The sequence below is a fragment of the Amygdalobacter nucleatus genome (assembly GCF_029167365.1).
GTDB lineage: Bacteria > Bacillota > Clostridia > Saccharofermentanales > Fastidiosipilaceae > Amygdalobacter > Amygdalobacter nucleatus.
On the sequence record NZ_JARFNM010000001.1, the window covers coordinates 64395 to 80475 of the forward strand.

Annotated in this window: 10 protein-coding genes; all 10 read right to left on the reverse strand. The window is 41.6% G+C overall.

Annotated features, from left to right (window positions below; translation table 11 throughout):
• Nucleotides 1-7: 7 nt before the first annotated feature.
• The 10 genes from PYS62_RS00305 to PYS62_RS00350 all read right to left on the reverse strand — a co-directional run bounded on the left by PYS62_RS00305 (nt 8) and on the right by PYS62_RS00350 (nt 15940).
• Nucleotides 8-1894: an alpha-galactosidase gene (locus tag PYS62_RS00305; RefSeq protein WP_066713916.1), complete on the reverse strand. Its 1887-nt coding sequence runs from the start codon at nt 1892-1894 to the stop codon at nt 8-10.
• A gap of 50 nt (nt 1895-1944) precedes the next feature.
• Nucleotides 1945-3348 carry an MATE family efflux transporter gene (locus tag PYS62_RS00310; RefSeq protein WP_066713913.1) on the reverse strand — a complete coding sequence of 468 codons (1404 nt, stop codon included), beginning with the start codon at nt 3346-3348 and terminating at the stop codon, nt 1945-1947.
• Between the two features lie 422 nt (nt 3349-3770).
• Nucleotides 3771-4064 carry a hypothetical protein gene (locus tag PYS62_RS00315; protein WP_066713910.1) on the reverse strand — a complete coding sequence of 98 codons (294 nt, stop codon included), beginning with the start codon at nt 4062-4064 and terminating at the stop codon, nt 3771-3773.
• Nucleotides 4065-4207: 143 nt separating this feature from the next.
• The gene (locus tag PYS62_RS00320) at nt 4208-5458 is read right to left on the reverse strand and encodes a 6-phosphofructokinase (protein ID WP_315574103.1); all 1251 of its coding nucleotides are present in this window, start codon (nt 5456-5458) and stop codon (nt 4208-4210) included.
• Nucleotides 5459-5514: 56 nt separating this feature from the next.
• On the reverse strand, nt 5515-6870 hold the full coding sequence (locus tag PYS62_RS00325; RefSeq protein ID WP_066713904.1) for an MATE family efflux transporter: 1356 nt from the start codon (nt 6868-6870) through the stop codon (nt 5515-5517).
• Entirely contained in the window at nt 6870-9545 is a 2676-nt protein-coding gene (locus PYS62_RS00330) for an AAA family ATPase (protein ID WP_066713901.1), read from the reverse strand. Before PYS62_RS00330 ends, PYS62_RS00325 begins: the two co-directional genes overlap by 1 nt.
• Nucleotides 9546-9557: 12 nt before the next feature.
• Complete coding sequence (locus PYS62_RS00335; protein ID WP_066713899.1) at nt 9558-11243, reverse strand: metallophosphoesterase family protein; 1686 nt, start codon at nt 11241-11243, stop codon at nt 9558-9560.
• A 208-nt stretch (nt 11244-11451) separates the two neighbouring features.
• Entirely contained in the window at nt 11452-12906 is a 1455-nt protein-coding gene (locus PYS62_RS00340) for an ABC transporter permease (RefSeq protein ID WP_066713896.1), read from the reverse strand.
• An 8-nt stretch (nt 12907-12914) separates the two neighbouring features.
• The gene (locus PYS62_RS00345) at nt 12915-14993 is read right to left on the reverse strand and encodes a COG1361 S-layer family protein (protein ID WP_066713893.1); all 2079 of its coding nucleotides are present in this window, start codon (nt 14991-14993) and stop codon (nt 12915-12917) included.
• A gap of 14 nt (nt 14994-15007) precedes the next feature.
• Nucleotides 15008-15940 (reverse strand): ABC transporter ATP-binding protein, encoded by a 933-nt coding sequence (locus tag PYS62_RS00350; RefSeq protein ID WP_315573273.1) that lies wholly within the window; start codon nt 15938-15940, stop codon nt 15008-15010.
• Nucleotides 15941-16081 lie beyond the last annotated feature (141 nt).

The following is a 16081-nucleotide window of genomic DNA, read 5'->3' on the forward strand; positions in this document are numbered from 1 at the left end:
TCTCCTTTTATTTTTGCCAAATAGCTATCGTATATGGAGCTAGTTCTACCCAACCATCAGCCAAATGTGTAACTTTTTCTTGCCCGATAATCAGATCATTAGCTGCTAAATGCAAATTAGTTAATTGAATTTTTTGCTTGCTATCAGTTGGATTTCGCAAAGAAACAATAATTTCGTTGCTCTTTGGTTCCTTACAGTAATAGCCATACACAGCCTTATTACGTGCTTCTCTGCCCAACAATTGACTATGTCTAAGCACGTGCCAATTTGCTTCTATCCACTTAACAGCTCTTGCATTAGCTTGCCAACGCAAGTCATCAAACATCGTATGTGAATAATAGAATTCAAACAAAGCTTGACCACGTGTTGCAATAAACATTAAATAATGTTCAAAATCTTCAGTTTCCGCAAAGAATGGATGACCTAAGAAAGTCGGCATAAGCTTCTTTCCATAAATAGGTTCATGGTTATAAATAGCCCAAAGCGGTAATTGCAAGCCTCTTTCAACAAAGAATTCATAGTATTTGCTGTCACGATATGTCAGCATGCTATTCAAATCATCACCCGCATTTGTGCTAAAACCAACGTCCTGAGATGTTTGCAGCCAAAGGCTATTTACCCACTTCAGGAACCACGGGCTAGGATTCACATATGAGGTCAAATTAATCCAATAGTCAGCTCTACCGCTTGCCTGTCTAAGCTCTGTCAGCATCTTAAGTAAAAACTCATATACAGGTGTCATTAACCACATGCCATGTGGATCACTTGGTTCATTGGTGTCTGGCTTCAGTAACCAGCCGTCAATTTTCCAATAACTAATTCCATAGTCAGCCTGTAACTTCAGCATTCGCTCTTTAAGCGCCATTAAATAGCGAAAATCGCCCACATTAACATCATTGGACTTCTTATTTTTGCTGCCTAAGCCTAATTCAGCATGTGTTTCCAGCCAATTACTCATCGTAATTTCGGTACCGCCATAGCCGCCACGTGGGCCTATCCATAAACCCAAAGCAGCATTCATTTCATCTAATTCAGCTTTTATGTTGGTAAATCCGTTAGAGAATTTAGCATTAAACTCCCAGAAGCTGTCATATTTGGGCCAGCCATCATCGACTACATAAGCATCTAACTGTACACCGTAGTCATTAAATCCCTTATGAATAGCTGCAAAGCTCTGCAAGATATTTTCCTCGTTAATATCTGTCATATGATCGTACCATGAGTTATATTGTTTACGCAAATATATTGCTTGGGCAATGCTAGCTATATAGTCATAGAAAGCTGTTTGCACGACTTCTTTATCTGTCCCACAAGCTGCACCTAATATAGTTGGCCAAATAACTTTAGGTTCATCAAGCTTAACCTTTTGACCGACATAATAACGGGAAAAGAAGCGCTGTTGGCAAACTCTATTTTCGCCTAAAGGAAACTCCATGCCACTAAAAAATGATTTAATATAAACAGGTTGGCCTAATTCTACGTAATAGCCTGAAAAATTGGCCATTTCTTTAATATCAGCCTGTTTCGGTACTGTATACACTTCATCCAAATCAGATAAATTTAAGCATTCAACATCGATGTAATTAATAGCTTGATCGGCTCTGACAATTTTTGCTTGCTTTCTTAAAAGCTGTTTCCCCACACTATATGTAACTTCCAAATCGGCTAAGGTACTATGAAAAGCAACTACTATTTCAGCGTCTGTATTTTGCTTAATTACAGCCTGCATATTAGAACTTGCTAATTTGCTGCCATCAATAAATTGAAGCAAAAACTCATCATTGCCACAATTCTGCAAACTTATATTACTTAATTTATTGTGAATACAAGCTGTGTAGAATTTAACTCCATCATAGCTAAACTCCCGACTCAAATTAGCGTTTTCTAAGACCATAAATATACCATTACCCTTCTCTTAATTGTGCAAATCATATCACACTCGCCTTACCCCTCGCCCTTGATTCTTTCCAAATCGTCGCTGATGATTGAATGCCAAGGCGTGAACAGGAGCATTATTACGATAATGATCGCTGCCAAATAATTGGACACGAGATTGCCGTAGAACACGGCATCGACACCCATCTTTTTGATGAAAATGCGAATGAAAATATAGCGAATTAACCAGATACGTAAGACGCCGGCAAATAGTGGCACTTTTGTGCGGCCGAGAGCCACGAACACCGCCTGTACCACGCAGAAAATACCAAACGGGATTATCGACCAAGTATAAATATCCAACGCCCGCCCAGCTACTTCCAGAATTTCTGGATCATCTCTGAAGAAACGGATGAAGAAGGTACTATTTGGAATGAAAATCAAGCAGATAATGACTGAAGTTACCAAGCTGATCAGACAAGCTTTGATGCAAATTTGCTTAGCCCGTTTCTCCTGCTCAATACCAATGTTGATAGCTACCATCGTTGTAACAGTTGTCGCAATGGAAGCTGGCAAGTTAAAGCAAAGAGAGTTGACGTTGGAGGCAATTGCTTGTGCATTCAAAGTCACAGGGCCGAAGCTCTCGACATCCATCGAAATTAGGAAGAGGCCGAAATAAACCAAAGCTTGGTTCAGCATTGACGGCACGCCGATTTTGAACAATGAGCCAAGCACAATTTTATCTGGCTTAATGTCATGAATGTCCAACTGATCCTCACTCACAACAATATACAGATCATAGAACATCCAAATGCCGAGGATAAAATAGGAACAGAACGAGCTCAAAACAGCACCAAATTCATTCCAACGTAAATATGAAAGGAAAATGCTGTTAAAGATCAATTTCAAGATAAACAGAAAAATCATTCTGGTGAAAGTTGCTTCTGGTCTGCCGACACTATCTTTAAGGGCATTAAAAATAGCGGCCATAAACAAAAACGGGATAACGAAAGCATACAAACTCAAGTAATTAAAAAGCGGCCCTGCAACTTCTGGATTAACATGTTTACTCAAAATAAAAGCAATCAAAACCAAAAACGGTGCTAAAGCCACGCCGAGCAAGAATGAATACACCATAACTTGTGACTGAACGTGCTTAACCTTGCTAATAGCGCCCTGACCATATAACTGGCCAATCATACTTCTCGCAGCAATGCCCAAACCTAAAGATAAAGAATTGACGGTGTTAATGATAGATGCTGCAAAACCAATTGCACCTGCAACGGCATTAGATGCGGTATTGTTCAAAAATAGGCCATCTGACAAAGTAATCATTGATGACACAATCGTCATTAATATCGTTGGCGAGGATAGAAAAAGTAAGGCCTTAACGATACTACCATGTTGAATTAAACCACGACGGTCGGCTGTACTGGCACTTAGTTGGCGCAGCCATGCTCTAACGCTTAACATCTTGGCACAATCTCCTTTAGCACTATTAATTTAACTTTACATTTGGGGTGTTAATTTAATTAATTTTAGTCGTTTGGTAGAATTTCGCAAGTATACAAAATGTATCATTTGGGTTACTTAAAATTAGTTCCAAGCTACGTTCTAAATAGCAGTCTACCTACTGTCTAACGTACAGGGTTTATGCTAGAAGCATAGATCCCCTCCATACAGCAAAAGGCGCTTACCAAGCTTGTAGCAAGCACATCACGAAACAATTATTGTAAGCCTAACATCTGCAAGGAATTTTTGCGGAAATCCGCATTTATTCTCTCCCGAGAATCTAAAATTCATCCCTAAGGCTCATTTTGCTCCTTAAATCTGACTTTACCCTAAGCTTAAATTGCTCCTAAGCTAAATTAAGCCTCTAAAACTAAACCTAGACCCTATTGACGCCAAATGCGTTTACGCACAAACAGCAAAACATCTATCGTTTGCATAATAATTATGAAGCTTAAAAGCCAGCCAAAGTGAATTAGTCCTAGCACAACCAATAGCACAAGCCCGATATTTACGCTCAGTAGGAAGAACCACACATAAACATATTTACTTTTTCTAAGCGCTGCTAGTTCAGAATAAAAGTTATATTGCCAGCCAAGCTTATGACGCGTGTAAAAACACGCTACCAGATTGAAAACTTGTAGGCCAAATAGGCAACAGATGAACCACATTTTATGCATATAGCGCTCCCCCTATACATCGCATATCGTAATATAAGTATTGCTAAATTCATCTTACAAGCTCAAGGCTGAACTTACAAACAATCTAGGCTCTTTCTTATAAACAAATTTTCTACAAGTTAAACTCTCTACAACTTAAGCTTCTATAACAAGTTTCGCTCTAACTTAGCAAAGTCAGGCAAACCATTTGAAGTTAGTTTCAATTCTAATGGTGCTTTGGCATGATCGATATTGCTGATTAATGGTAAACAATAATTAATAAAATCTGCCGTCACATCGTTACCAGCCGCATTGATCCACTCTCTTGGCACCAATTTTTCGGCATTGGCTACCTCATCTAAATCCACTAAACCATATGTCGTTTCGTAAGTGTCGGCTTCTTTTCGCTTGATTGTCACCATCTTGCCACTCACGCCATTTACCGCCTGTAATACAGCTTCTCTGCCTACTTGATATGCCTCACACAAATCAACTTCAGAGGCCAAATGATTAGCTGCCCGCTGCAAAAGTGAAAACTCAATGCCTCGCACCTTGGTATTTAAGCGCTTCTTCAAAATCTCAGCCAAGATATGACCAGCGCCACCCTGCTGCTTGTGGCCAAACACATCATCTTCTTCATCTTCGCCCGACAAGTCAGTGATAAATCTGCCATCTGCTAAATGCAAGCTCTCGGCCACCGCAATTATAATTAAGCGTTTTTGCTTGCGTAAAGCCTGCACTTCTTCGATAAATTTCTCTATGTCAAACACAACTTCTGGCAAATAGATCAAATCTGGTCCAAAGCCTGTTAAACGAGCCAAGCTGCTACTTGCAGCCAACCAGCCAGCATTTCTACCCATAATTTCAAAGACAATTATCTGTTCACTTGTATAGCTGTTAGCATCGCAAGCTACTTCTGAAATCATGGTACTAATGAATCTAGCCGAACTTGCATAACCTGGGCAATGGTCTGTCTCAACTAAGTCATTGTCGATGGTTTTAGGTACGCCAATTACATAGCACTCATAATCAACCTGCTTAAAAAAAGCGGCCAACCTCGAACAAGTGTCCATGGAGTCATTGCCACCATTGTAAAGAAAATAACGAATATTATATTTTTGAAAAACGGCTAACACTTTCGCAAAATCAGCATCCGTATCAGCGTGTAATTTGTAACGGCAGCTACCTAAGGCTGCACCTGGGGTTGATTTTAGCTTAGCTGTCTCTTGTTTATTCTCCAAGCCTAGCTCAAACAGAGTCTTTGCTAAGATGCCCTCGACGCCATGGTAGGCTGCATAGATATGCTCAATTTGCGGACATTTACAGGCTGTTTCTAAGGCGCCTTGAACACTACTATTGATCACAGCTGTCGGACCGCCAGATTGTGCATACAACAAATTACCACTTTTTTTCATAAAATTCTCACTTTACTTTTTAGTCATACCGCATAAGTCTAGCGCTAAGCACCTTATCATTGCAAACTGTAATCGCTTTTTAGCTTACCAATTGCCGCTACCATGAAGCAGCACAAGACTAAGCACAAGATAATTGAGCAGATGCTGAGCGCCCACCAAATACCGCGTATTCCATAAATTGAAGACAGATACAAGGCTAATGGGATACGCGCAGCTGTGCAAACAACGCCCACGATAGCTGGAATAGTCGTGCGACCAAAGCCATTAAAGACGGCACAGATAACAATTTCGGTACACATAAAGACCTGCGAATAAGCAATGATTTGGAGGTAATTAATGCCATGTTTAATTACATCCTTGTCGTTGGTAAATATCTTTAGCAATAAATCAGGATAGAAATACAGCAAGCAGGTAGTGAAACAAGCGAAAATGACGATGAACGTTAATGCCCGCTTGATGACACTATATGTGCGTTTCATATGCTCAGCTGCGTAATTCTGAGCAACCATCGCTGTTACAGCACCGCCGAAGCTGTCAGCTGTCAACCAAGATAATGACTCAATCTGCACACCTAAGCGCTGCGCTGCGATAGCTGATTCAGAAAAATTATTCACAATTCTAGTGATAGCCATCGCCACCATACTTACTAAAACTGTTTGCAAAGCTACTGGTGTACCTAAGCGAATATTCTCACACCAAGTATGCCAATTAAATTTTTCTAAGAAATTCAAGTGCTTGAAATTCTCTTGTTGAAGTAGGAAATAGAACATCAACAGTGCCCCAACCATTTGCGCCATAATCGTTGCCCAAGCAGCACCAGCTACTCCCCAATTGAAAACGAAAATAAAAATCGGGTCAAAAATAATATTCAGCACCAAACCCACACAGCTAACCAAAAACGGCATTTTGCTATTGCCGTTAGCCATACTTGCCGCACTCGAAGAAGCTGATAGGAAAGTAAAAGGGATACCGAAGCTGACGATGACAAGGTATGTCCTAGCCAAATGAATTGTCAATGGATTTTGGAAATGGAAAAAACCGATAATCTGCCGATTGAACAGACAGAAGACAAGGCAAATAAGCAAGGCAATCGAAACGGTACTTTTTAGAGAAATGACGACATTTTCGCGTGCTTTGGCGATATTTTTACGGCCCAAATGGGCAGCTGTATTAACTGAGGCACCAATTTTAGCTAGAGCACTAAAGCCCTCACAGAGCCAGAGCAAAATACCACATGTACCTGCTGCAACTAAGCCACTTTCGACCTTAGCTAACCAGAAAACGTCCGTTAGGCTATATGCCATGTACATAAAACCTGTCGTCATGATTGGCAAGGCGAGGCGGATCAATGTACTCATAATCGGGCCGGTTAAAAGGTCTAAGCTCTTCTGTTCACGCTTCCAAAAACTCACTATATCGCTGTTCCTTTCTCTTGTGTCTGCATAATCTGCCAGCTTTTAACTCCGCTAGCTGCTAACACTTCTGTCATATAAGAGTGACATGTAAAAAGTAAAATCTGACTATGTTTAGCTTCCGCAAAATTAGATAAAGTCTGCAAGGCTACCATCTGATGTTCACGATCAAATTGCACCAAACAATCGTCTAATAAAAGTGGTAATTTCTGTTCACCAACTAAAAGATCGCACAAGGCTAAACGTAAAGCTAAATATACTTGCTCATAAGCAGCCCCTGATAAATATTCAGCCACATGCCAAGCCTGATCTTCTTTGTATCGTAATTGCAAATGCAGCTTTTTGTCAACTGTCAATTCTGTGTAGTGGCCTAAGCTTAATTGCTGCAAATAATAGCTGCAACGTTCCCGTAATTTAGGGCTGAAATCATTTTGTAATTGCGTAAACAAACTCGTCAACAATTTGTTAGCCAGCTCCAACTGCTCCTCTTGCTGCTTGTAACTAGCTAAAGCTTGGTTGGTAGTTTTCAGTTCACTTTTTGCTAATTGCAAATTATTAGCTAAATTTGCCTGCTCTTTTACTTTTAGCATCGCTGCGCTCAACTCAGCATGTTGTTGATTCAAGCTAGCGTGCAATTTTTCCAGTTCTTCATTTAAGGCAACTTGGACATTTGTCAGTTTGTTAAGAAGTTCTGCATAACTTAGCTCTGGCCAGCTATGCCTATCACATACTTCTCTGACATTATTGTCTAATTCGCTCTGCAATTTGGTACTTTTTTGCTCTAAAGCTACTTGCGATTGCTTAATGAATTTCTCATTATCCTCAACTAATTGTTTCTGCTCATTCGCCTTTAATTGCGCCTGTTTAAGCTCTGCTTCCACATGGCTCTGCAAAAGCTGCTTAGCTTGCCGTTCGTTGTTTTGCTCGTTAATTTCTTGTTCAGCTTGTGCTAATTCAGTTTGCAAATCAGCAACATCACGCTGGCTAGCTTCTTTTGCTAAGAGCAAATTGTCTAGGTAATTGTGCTTGTTTTGACTAATTAGCTCTAATTTTTGCGCCGTGTAATCTATCTCAGCCTGTTTGCAGGTTAAAAGTTGCCGTTCAATGTCTGCCAAGCTCAGGCCAATTTGTTCAAGCTCTTTTTTACTCTGCAAAAAAGCAGGCACTTTTCGTTTGACCAAGCTAAAGCCAACAGCCAAGCCTAAAGTCAGCACCAATAAGCTGATAGGCACGAAACAACTTAGCTGACTGGAGAGATAAATCGCACCGCTTATAAGCGTGCAAATCAAGCTCAGCAAAGCTGCCCAGGCTAATTTTTTCGCCTGATTTTGTTTATTGACAGCTTGTAATATCTGAATTGTCAGCTTTTCTTTTTTGCTCTGTAATTCACTCTGCGTTTGCTGCAAATGAGTCAATTTCTCGCTATTTTCTGTAAGTGCTGCTACGCACTCCTTAATAGCCCCTTCACCTGCTTGCAAGCGTTCTGCTTCTGTCTGAATTAATTGGTCTTGTTCAACTAGATGTTGCTGCCAATTTTGTAATTTCGTTTTGTTCGCTAATTGCCGTTGACTTGTCTTTTTGCGTTGGACATTCAACGTTTCTAATGTCTGTTTAATTAAATTCAGTTCATTCTCCAAGCGTGACACTTTGCTTGCCAAATTAAAAGACTTAGCCATTTGGGCCTTGTATTCAGCTTCATTGGCAGCTTTAGCCTGGTACTGTTGATCTAGCAAATCAGCCTGTTCACGTTCTAAACTAGCTAAGTTTCGCTGTTCTTGCTCAAGCGCTTGCTTATTTTGGGTTAAAAGCTGTAACGTTTGCTCACTCTTAGCTAAATTAGCACTCAAAGCGTTAAGTTGGAGCTGATCTTTGTTATAGGCTTGGCATTGTTCAGTTAGAGATCTAATTTGCTCATTCAAGCTAGCAATTTTCTGTTCACAAGCAAAAATCAGGCCGCCTTGGCCTCGCTTAAAGCGCAATGTTTTCAGCTGTTCTTCAATGTTTAGCTGGGCTTTTTGCACATTTACTGAGCTGTTACCCGTTAGGCCCAAATTGGTCAAAGCCTCGACAATATCAGGCGCCGAGCTTGTGCTTGGCAAAGTTAAGCTCATCTGTTCAACTAGCAAGGAATTAATAAACTGCTCCTCTGTCAGCGCAAACAAAAAATAGCCTGGCTCAGTTTCGCCTATATCGACTTGTTCGCCACTTGTTAGGTTGAGCAAAGTAATTTTGTCGCTCCGATTAGTTTTGCCAAAATAGCGGCCAAGTTCGTACTGGCAGCCTGCATGGCTGAATTTCAAGCTAGCTTCACTTGGCTGCTTATTAAAGTTGAGATATTGCTGTCTTCTTGCCAAATTTTTGCTGCTGTTATTGCCTAAGCCATAGAAAAGGGCTCGGATACAGGCAACAATTGTCGATTTACCCGATTCGTTAGGCCAAATAAGCAAGGTCTTTGTCGGCTCTTGATTGGTGGCTGACTCAGCTGGTTGATTCGGCGTTTTAGCTTGAGTCATCTGCATAGCTGGTCCCTGATTTGCAGTCGTTAGAGCTTGATTTGCCGCTGTTGGCTCTTGATTTGCAGCAGGTTCTGACTTTACAGTCGTTAGCTCAACAAAGGCTAATTTGAAGTTTTGCAGCTGACCAAAGGATTTAATGTCGATACTTTGTAAATACATCTACGCTTCCTCCTAGTCTGTCTGCAACGCTTGCCATGCTAATTTCAAGCTAGCTTGCTGGTCTTCTACGCTAGAAGCTGAAAATTTCGGTTCGTGTTTGGCTACATCTAATAGAAGTGCCGCTAAGCTATCAGTTTTTGCTAGTTCGTCCCAATCAATGGCTTTAGTAATTTGCGCTTTCAGTTCTAATTGTGGACAAGCTAATTGCAATTTGGCCGCCAAAGTCTGGATATCTAGGCTTTCCTCTATGCCTAATTCGCCCTGCAAAGTAAGACGATACAAATTCTGTTTGTAATCCTTAAACGTCTGCAAATTTCCTAAAATGAGCTTAGCGAGCTTATCCGTAGTCACTGTCGCACCTGAAATTTGTTTGCGTAAATTGGCTAAGTCATACTCAAGCTGCCAGAACTGCCTTAGTCCGTTACTATACCAGGCTAATTGCAAGTGGCCTTTTGAAGCTGCCTCTAGGTTGGCAGCTAGCTCTAGGCTTTTAGTTTGAGTTGAAGTTTGGGCCAAATCCTGTGCTTCTCCTTGCTCAACTACTATGGTGGCCTCTTGAGCTTGCATTTTAGCTGACATTTCTGCTTCTGCTTGGGCTGTTACTGGAACTTTTATTTGCGCTAGTATTTGAGCTTCTTCTATCTCCGCTCCTGGCGCTTGTGCTGCTCTTGAAGTCTCTGTCTGGGCGTCTGTTTGAGCCGCTGTCTGGCCCTTTGACTGGGCCATTTTTTCAACTCCTAAATTGCCTACGAAGCAGCCTCGATATCCACTTTCGCCGAAGTTACGGCCAATTAAGTTGCCTGGCCACATCATTAAGGTTCCGTTTAGCGTTGGAATATCAAGCTGCCTATCACTATTTGCATGGCTAGATTTACTCAGTTCCAAATCGCCCTTATCTGTAAAGTCATAATTCAGCTCATACATCTTATAGCCAAACACCTGCTTCTCTTCACGCATTAAAGCCATTTCTCTATCTAAAGTAGTGTAATCATCAGGCGTATAGCGGCTGACAATTGGCTTGTGGAAATGCCCCAACGCAAGATAATCTACATTCGCAGCTTCAATTTGCTCAACACGCAAGGGATTGTAGTGATAATCATCCTCACGCACTGAGAAAGCTGGGTGTACAGGTGAAGCATGCACCAAACTCAGCTTAAAACAGTTAGCACTCAAATTACTTAATTCCGTTTCACTTGGCTGCCACGGCGCCATCTCAGCTAATGAATCACCGTTTCGCACACAATAAAAACTTGTACTATGCTTAATTTCCGGCAAAACGCCCTCATCTTGATAAAGCGAGGCGAAGCTAAAGCCAGAAACAACTGTCTGTAAATTGGCGAAATAAATGCTCTCGACAGCCTTATTAAAAAGGTGGAAATTCGTTAATTTCTGTTTAAGCACCGTCTGCCATGGGAAACTAGCTGTAAGTGGATCATGATTGCCAGCCACGGCTAAAATATAGCAACGTTTCGGCAACTTAAGGCACGCAATAAAGCGCTCAAGTTCGCTTGCACTCAGCGTACTTGGTTCAAAGACATCGCCAGCTAATAGGCATAAGTCAATCTGCTCACTATCTAAGTTACTAAAAAGCTGCTCTAAATAGAGCCACATTTTCTCCTTAGCTTGGGCGCATAATTCAGCATCACCTGTTTGTAGCTTAGAGCCTATATGTAAATCAGCTAAGTGTAAGAAGCGCATGATAAGTCCTCGTTTTGGTTATTTACATATATTCTAGCATTTTGTCTTTAGTTCGTTTTTTGAGAAAAAGAACAAAAATTCGTAAATTCGTCTCAGAGCTCCTATCACTAACTTTGCAAAATTGCGACTAGCTAAATTGCAGCTAGCTAAATTACGGTTAGCTAAATTGCAGCTAGCTAATTATTAAGTCGTGCTAGGGCCTTAGCCCTTATTCTGTGCGCAATGCCTCCAAAGCTGACAGACGCATTGCTCTTAAAGCTGGGAATAAGCCAGCTATCATGCCGATGCCCGTTGCAAACAATAAAGCAAAGGCGTACAACCAAAGCGGTATAACTGAGACTTTGGCCGCCACTTCACCATCCATCGGACCCATATTGCCTAAGAGCATACCCAAAATTGGTAAGTGGTTAATGGCATACGACAATATCGTGCTTAACAGTAAGCCAATTGCGCCACCGATAAAGCCAATGGCTCCGGCTTCAATCAAGAACATATTGCGAATTTGACGAATTGGGCAGCCTAAGACTTTGAACACGCCAATTTCTTTCGTACGTTCATAGATAGCCATCATCATGGTATTTGCAATGCCAATAGCGGCTACCAGCAAGGCAATTCCGCCGATGCTGCCGAACATAACTTGCGAACGGCGCTGCTGTTTTTGCATCTCGTTGATGAAAGATGCTGCTGAATTAGCCTCATAGCCCATACCTTTGATTACGTCCATTAAAGTTTGTGAATCAGTCAAAGTAGCTGTGCGCACGATAATTTTTGAATAGCTAATATCGCCACGCCAGCGCCCGCTTTTCGTCCTTTTCTGCCCCTCAAAGCCACGACCACGGAAATCTTTCTTAAGCTGTTCCACAAACGGCTCTAAGCGAGTGTAAACTTGCCAGGCTGTCTGATAATCAAACTTGCTCTTTTTCTGAATTTCGCCAAACACATGTGCCACTCGCCGAATTGGTTTAACTGTGACAACTTGTTCTGAGCTTCCACCTTCATCGCTCATTGGTTTGCTTTGCATAGCTTCCGGGTCTAAATAATAAGCCAAATTGTCACTAAAAGGGTCAATTTCGGGCGGATTCTTGTAATCTTGGTGGCGGGCATTTGCTTTATAAAAATTCGTCTTAAACTCACTTCCGACGACAAACTCTATTCCGTTTTTGGAAAAATTCTTTACGTCCAAATCTTTTACTTCGCCCTGTTTGTCCATAACTTTCAATTTCAAGTCAGCTAAACCTGCTTCGGGCAATGCTGCCACCTGTTGATAGGAATTTTCATAAGGGCCTGTTTTGAACATCACTCGTTTGTTAAGAATTGGATACACCAGCTTAACGCCAGTCAAGCTGGCTAATTCCTGCAGAGATTCATCAGTTAGATACTGTTTTTTCTCAACCTGGCCCATCGCACTATTAGAACTATTCGAACCATCTTCAACCATATAGCGCCCGTTGCCGCCAGATTCGTTAGCAAAGACTTCAATTGTCGTCAATTCATTGTTCTGGTTCATCATCTCGTAGAAATACGCACTTTGGCCGATGGCAATCGATACCATCACCACGATGGAGGTCGTACCAATCGTGACGCCTAGGACGGTCAAAAAAGTCCTCAGTTTGCGCCGCCAAAGGTTGCGTGAGCTCAGCTTGATTAAGTCACTAACTTTCATACCTACTATTAATAATCCTCGCCGATAACTTTTGCGCGTTTAGCTTTTTTCTTGGCCTTGAAATGGCGATATAAAAAGAAAGCTACACCAAGCAAAATAAGTACCAGAATAACAATGATGGCAATTAGCCAAGGTGAAAGGCCTTTTTTTTGCTGGCCCATGCCACCCATACCATCCATGTTGTCCATATCACCTATACCCTCTGGCATAGAGCCTTCAGGCATAGGCGCTTCGTCCTCGATATTTAAGTCAAATTCATGTTCTAATGTCGATGCATTACCGTTTTCATCCTCGTAATGTAAGACGAATTTGCTCTTGCCACTAAATGGCTGCTTGGCTTTAAGCGTTGCATCAATCGATTTGTTGGCACCAGCTTCAACATTGCCCAAATAAACTGGTTCCATCTCATAAGGCGCATCGTCCGGGGCGCAAATTTCGGCATTGTAAAGGGAAACTCGGCCCTTGTTAATAAGCTGGCAATAGGCATTCAATTCACCACCGACTTGCGCTGTTTCTGGTTGCAATTCAAATTTGCTGAAATCAACTCTAACTTTTTGATGCACATACAGCGAAACTTGTTCCTGCGTATTGTAAGAATTAGACGCATCGTCCTGATACTCTAAGCCCAAATTCAAAGGATAGGCCTTTTGATTCAAAGAAGCTGCCGAAACTAATTTCAGCTTATATTCAATCATTTTGCCAGCTGGAATGTTTTTAATGAAATAAGCTGTTGCGCCTGATTGAGGCAAAAAAGCTGTTTCGACCTTTTCAGTACCCTGACTGCTGATATTCAAGCGCATGTTGCTGACTGCCGTCATTTCAGAGGTATTGCGCAATTTCAAAGTCAAAGTGAACGGCTCACCACCCATGATCTTTTTCGGTTCTGTTTCAAAGCCCTCAACCAAGATACGCGGCATCATTTTTTGGCCACCTGCACCACCTAAGACTTCAATATAGGTGTTTACCGTTTCTTTTTTCAGTGTTTGCATCGCATCGAGATAGGTAATTTCAAAGGCTATCGGCTGCGTGCCACTGGCTGCTGACTTGCTAATTTCAAAGGTTCCGTAATCTACCTCAATCTGCGTACCGTTATTGAAATCAGGCTCATTGTAGTAACGACCAGTCAATGGCAAAAGCGGCTGTTCAACAATCGCTGTCTGATCTACTTGGCGGAAAACTAAAGGGCTACCTTGCATTTGCAATGTCACATTCAAAATCGTCACACGGTCCAAGCCGAAGTTAGCCAAATTGAGCTTAATTGGCACCCACTGACCAGGCGCACCTTTTGGCACATTGGCATTGACGGCTTTGAATAAAACTTGGGCATCTTTGGGCGTTGGCGCACCTTGCATGTCAACATAGGCTGTCAAAACTTCGCTTTTGAGTTTGTCACTAGCTCCCTCTGTGTAATTAACCACAAAGTCAACGGTATAGACTTGGCTCTTAACGTCTTTACGCACCAAAAGGCCACTAAAGCTAACTTGCCAATCTACGCCATTCCCACTGACTATGCCGGGATACTCTTGCATGGTCAAAACGAAAGGGAAATCAGCGGAATTATTATGTTTCAAATAAACTGATTGTACTTTCTTGTTAGCGCTACTGAAACTAGCAGCTAAACCTGTATGCGGATCTCGTTCGACAAAGCTCAAATCCAAGTTAAAGCCTGAGCCATAGAAAGCTGCTTTGACGCTTTCTGCTTTCAACATGAAAGCATTGCCCATGTTACTTTGCTGAGCTTCCGCATTTTCATTTGGCTTAGTTCTCTGCGTGTCTGAACCTACTTGTGCACCAGAGCCAGGCTGTACACCTGAGCCATTATTCTGCGTGCCCGAGCCATTGCTTTGTGCTCCAGAACCAGCCCCTGCCTGCTGCTTATTGGAAGCGGCTTGTTTAGAATTATCACTTCTGTCTGCACCTGTAAGTAAATTGCCCGCTGATAATAAAGGCTTGGCTTGGCCACTTGCATAAGTTATATGGCCACACATTGGCCCAACTAAGCTGATAACTAAGCCCAGACTGAGCACCTGACTAAACAATGCTAATTTTGCTTTGTTCACACTACTATGTTTTTGTTGATAAGCCATATAAATTCCTTCCTTTACTCGGCAGCTTGATAAGCCTCTTTGCCCTTAGCCACTGCAATCAATTTGCCATCTCTGATATGAAAGATGCGATCAGCATATTGGGCCAAATGATCATCATGCGTAACCATAATGACTGTCTGTTTCTTAGCCTTAGAAATTTTTTGCATCAAAAGCATCGTTTCTTTAGCTGATTTGGAGTCTAAGTTACCAGTTGGTTCATCGGCATAAATAATGCGTGGGTTCACTATCAAAGCCCTAGCAATACCTATGCGCTGTTGCTGACCACCTGACATTTGGTTCGGTAAATGCTTGAGATGCGATTTTAAGCCTAGCTGAGTCAAAACAACTTTGGCCGCTTGTCTACGTTTCTTTACACTAATTCCCTTAAAAACTAAGGGCAGACTGACATTCTCAACAGCTGATAATGTTTTGATCAGATTAAATGACTGGAAAATAAAACCGATATTGTGTAAACGAAATTTAACTAGTTCATTCTCCGTCATGTCTGAAATATTCTCGCCAAAGACTTTGACATAGCCAGCGGTGGCTGGTTCTAAGCCAGCCAGTTGATTCAAGAGAGTCGATTTGCCAGAGCCAGAAGTGCCAACAATGGCGCAAAATTCGCCAACTTTAACGTCAAAGCTGACGCCATCCAACGCTTTAACAACTGTATTGCCTGTCTGATAATACCGATAAATGCTACGCACGCGTAAGGCCAAATCTTCGGACTTAACATCTGCATAGATAGCCTCAGGCAAAGCTTCGGCTTTTTGGAATGTCATATCCTCAATACGACAATTCAGCTCATCACTCGCCTGATTCACGGCAATTTCGGGCAAATTGAACATAGTCAAATCAAGCGCTTTTTCTTCACGCTCCTCAGCCTGTTTCTCCTTAGACTCAGGCCATAAATGCTTTAATTTTGCCCAAAATATACTCCTAGCCACTTCGTCTCTCTACCTGAAATTGCAATTTGCACACAATTAATTGGTCTCATCATAACAAAGTACCTAAGGCCATATATTGCAGCCTGATTACAAAAGTTCTAAGAAATAACTTATTTTACTAGCATAGTGTCGTTTTTAGCG

Bases quoted from the DNA above. Each gene is read 5' to 3' on its own strand.
- PYS62_RS00305 (WP_066713916.1), bottom strand. From the start codon at position 1,894: ATGGTCTTAGAAAACGCTAATTTGAGTCGGGAGTTTAGCTATGATGGA.
- PYS62_RS00310 (WP_066713913.1), bottom strand. From the start codon at position 3,348: ATGTTAAGCGTTAGAGCATGGCTGCGCCAACTAAGTGCCAGTACAGCC.
- PYS62_RS00315 (WP_066713910.1), bottom strand. From the start codon at position 4,064: ATGCATAAAATGTGGTTCATCTGTTGCCTATTTGGCCTACAAGTTTTC.
- PYS62_RS00320 (WP_315574103.1), bottom strand. From the start codon at position 5,458: ATGAAAAAAAGTGGTAATTTGTTGTATGCACAATCTGGCGGTCCGACA.
- PYS62_RS00330 (WP_066713901.1), bottom strand. From the start codon at position 9,545: ATGTATTTACAAAGTATCGACATTAAATCCTTTGGTCAGCTGCAAAAC.
- PYS62_RS00335 (WP_066713899.1), bottom strand. From the start codon at position 11,243: ATGCGCTTCTTACACTTAGCTGATTTACATATAGGCTCTAAGCTACAA.
- PYS62_RS00340 (WP_066713896.1), bottom strand. From the start codon at position 12,906: ATGAAAGTTAGTGACTTAATCAAGCTGAGCTCACGCAACCTTTGGCGG.
- PYS62_RS00345 (WP_066713893.1), bottom strand. From the start codon at position 14,993: ATGGCTTATCAACAAAAACATAGTAGTGTGAACAAAGCAAAATTAGCA.